2 protein-coding genes are annotated in these 3,096 nt (G+C 64.8%); both read right to left on the reverse strand.

Annotation, left to right across the window (positions count from 1 at the left end; genetic code table 11):
- Window positions 1–247: 247 nt before the first annotated feature.
- Entirely contained in the window at window positions 248–850 is a 603-nt protein-coding gene (locus ACZ6EM_RS40230) for a Pvc16 family protein (protein WP_331768678.1), read from the reverse strand.
- Window positions 851–898: 48 nt separating this feature from the next.
- On the reverse strand, window positions 899–3,096 hold a 2,198-nt coding region (locus ACZ6EM_RS40235), incomplete at its 5' end, for a baseplate J/gp47 family protein (protein ID WP_401055196.1).

A 3,096-nucleotide genomic window follows, 5' to 3' on the forward strand; every position in this document is an offset into this window, starting at 1 on the left:
CTGGTCGTTGAGAAGGGAACTGAAGCCCTGTTAACGGTCGCGGTGCCCGTATCGAAAGGCAATCCGGTCAGAATCCGCAAGATACCGATACCACCCAAAAAGAGAACCGGAAGCACACTCCCCGGGGAGTCGCAAAGGAAAGGGTGTCGGCAGGACGGCAGCGCCAATTCACTGCCTTACCGGCACCGTTGACGCCGCCATCATCGATAGCAAGGACAGACAACGGATCTTCTCTCGCGAACCCACATCACTTGACGTCGGAGTTCACCAGCACGTCCTGGACGGGCGGGCCGCTGATGGGTGTGGGGCTGGTGGTCTTGTAGCGGTCGATGGGCAGGGTGACGACGACGTTGACACACGGCAGTGGTGAGTTTCCCAGTGCGTCCCACAGTTCGCTGACGGTGCGGTTGTCAGGAGGGGTTCCGACTTCCATATATGCAGTCGGCTCGAGTTGTTGCAGGACGTCACTGAAGGTGATGTCAAGAACCGAGTATGCAGACAGCTCGATCATGATCGTGTCCATTGCTTGATGCATGTCTGCCGGAGTGGCGTACCAGGCTGTGAGCATGTATGACAGTTTGTATGAGCGCGGCGGCGGGATGGTGTGGGTAGGCTGCGTCGGTGGAGGTTGACCAGTGCCACTGATGGTCAGTTCGACATCGCCGACGGAGCGGAGGTCCGTATCTTCGCGGAGATCGTAGAGGAATACGTTAATGACTTGCCTGCCGCTGACACCGGTTGACCAGTCCCTGGTGGGTGCATCGAAGGAAATCTCCGGACCCTGCGGCGGAGAGCCACCCATGGCCTGGGAGATGAGTTTCTTGAGTTCGTTGTCTACTTCAGTGATCACTGCCTGTCCTCCGTCTCGCTATGGTGGTTGACGTCGTCCGGGTAGGGTTTATCGGGCCATAGCGGTGGGCTCTTCCACGGTCACCGTGTGGTTGACGGAGAACACGGTGGACAGGTCCGTCACCTCGACCCGGTCGGTCTGCGCTCCTCGTTCGCCGGTGATCGGGTTGGCCGGGTACAACTGGATGTCCTTCACCTCTGCTACTTCGGGAAGCCGGGCCAGCACCACGTAGGCGTCTCCGACGTGGACGGGGCGGCCGAAAGGCCAGCCGGTTCCGTCGGGGCCGCCGGTGAGGGGGTTGAAGTAGGCGTACAGCGCCTCTTCCGCCGAGTGGCCCAGAGTGGCGAGCTCTGAAGGCAGTAGGGATTCCTCCGGTGCCAGGACGGCTACGACCTCGATGCCTTGGTACCCGGCGGCCTGCACGGCCACGGTGACGCCGGGAGGCATCACCGGGCACAGGGCGCGTGTGACCGCGCCTTTCAGCTGGGTGGAGGGGAGTAGGTCGGTGTAGTTGATGCGGCTTCCAGCGGCCAAGGCGGGGATCACCATCAGTCCGTAGGGGCCGGTGGGTTGGGTCGGGACGGTGGTCCCGTCGGCGCCGCCGGTGGCGGGGAGTTCATTGGTCACCATCAGATCGGTTCCCTCCGGCCTGGGCGGGTAGAACGCGCAGATCTGACCGACCGTGACGTTCCCCTGTGAGCCGAGGGTGGCCTGGTAGCTCTCCCCGAGTGTGAAGGTGGATCCGGCCAGCGGGATGGCGCCGTATCCACCGAACCCGAAGATAATCGCCCCGTCGGAGGCGTTGATCATGACGTGCTGGTCGGCGGGTCCGGAAGAGGTGAACGTGTCGACGACGGTCCACAGTTGCTCTTCACCCGCACTGGTCACTGTGATCGCGGGTTTCTGGCCGAAGACGGCTTTCTCGGGGAGGTAGAATTCCATGCCCGATGTGCCGGTTGACTGACCGTCGATCGCTGTGCCGGCGGAAAGCGTGATCTCCTGGATCACGTTCACCCGTGCCTTGCCCGCCTTGGTCCAGTCACCCGTGGCTGCGGAGGGCGGGATCGTGGCCGGCGCGATCGTGGTGAACTTCACGGCAGGGTCGGTCGTGGCCCGGGGCCGCTCCGTCCCGTCATCAAGCTTGGCAACGGCGGGTACCGTCCCGACCACGGTGCCCGCCGGCACCGAGACTTCACCGCCCGTGTTGTTGCTGATAGTGACAACGGCGGTCGCCGGTGTCCACGACGCGGTCTCCGTGAAGGGTGTGAGGAGCTCGCCTGTCCCCGCCCCCACGTGCTTGGCACGCAGCACCCCCGTGGGGGAAGCGAGGACCAGCCGCTCGATGTCTGCTGCGGTCACGGCCCGCTGCGGGCCCAGGGGGCCCAGTGGGAGCCGGTGTGCGCACTGCTCCACGCTCTCCGCGTCGGTACCGCCGACGGCCGCCGATGGATTGGACACCGCGGAGATCGGCGGCAGGGGATTACGCAGCGCGGTGATGGAGCGCGCGGGCACATTACCGACGGAACCACCACCGGTGAGGAACCGGGTGATACGGATCTCCGCTCCCTTCGGGGGGATCGCACCGTGGCGACGAGGCCCGTCCACCTCCTTGGCCTCGATACCGAACACCGCCTCACCGGTCGTCGGATCGATCCAAAAGTTCTGATCATCAGGCCCCGAGGAGGACAGAGTGCGCACGTACTGCCACTCCTGAACCACCTGGCCGGCCACGGTCGTCTCGGCGGTGATCCGTCCCTCGGTCAGCAACGGCACCGACGGCAGGGCGAACCGCTGGTTCGCCAGTCCGGTGGACACCCCCACCAACGCCTCATCCACCACCTCGGCCTGCACTACCGGGACCAGGACCGACATCTGGCCTTCCAGCGTCAACGCGGTCAGCACCATCGTGAAGTACTGGTCGCCGGTGTAGGTGCAGCGCAGCAAGCCGACATCCTCGGCACGCCACACCTGCGGCGCCTCATCCGTGCCCAGGTTCAACTCCACGGCCGTCGGCGAATGCGCCGACGGGACCTGCAGCGTGACATACCCACTCTGCTGGAAGCCGCCGGTCGTGTCCTCCACCACACCGCACACCACCCACCGAGTGCCCGCCCACGCCTCCCACGCCCAACTCGATGAGTTCGTCACAGCCGACGGCGCGGTACCGACCTGCACCTGCACCGAAACCCGGGTATCGGGCACCGGATTCGACAACACCGCCAACAGCACGTCGGCCTGCGTCAACT

The organism is Kitasatospora sp. NPDC041917, assembly GCF_055589745.1.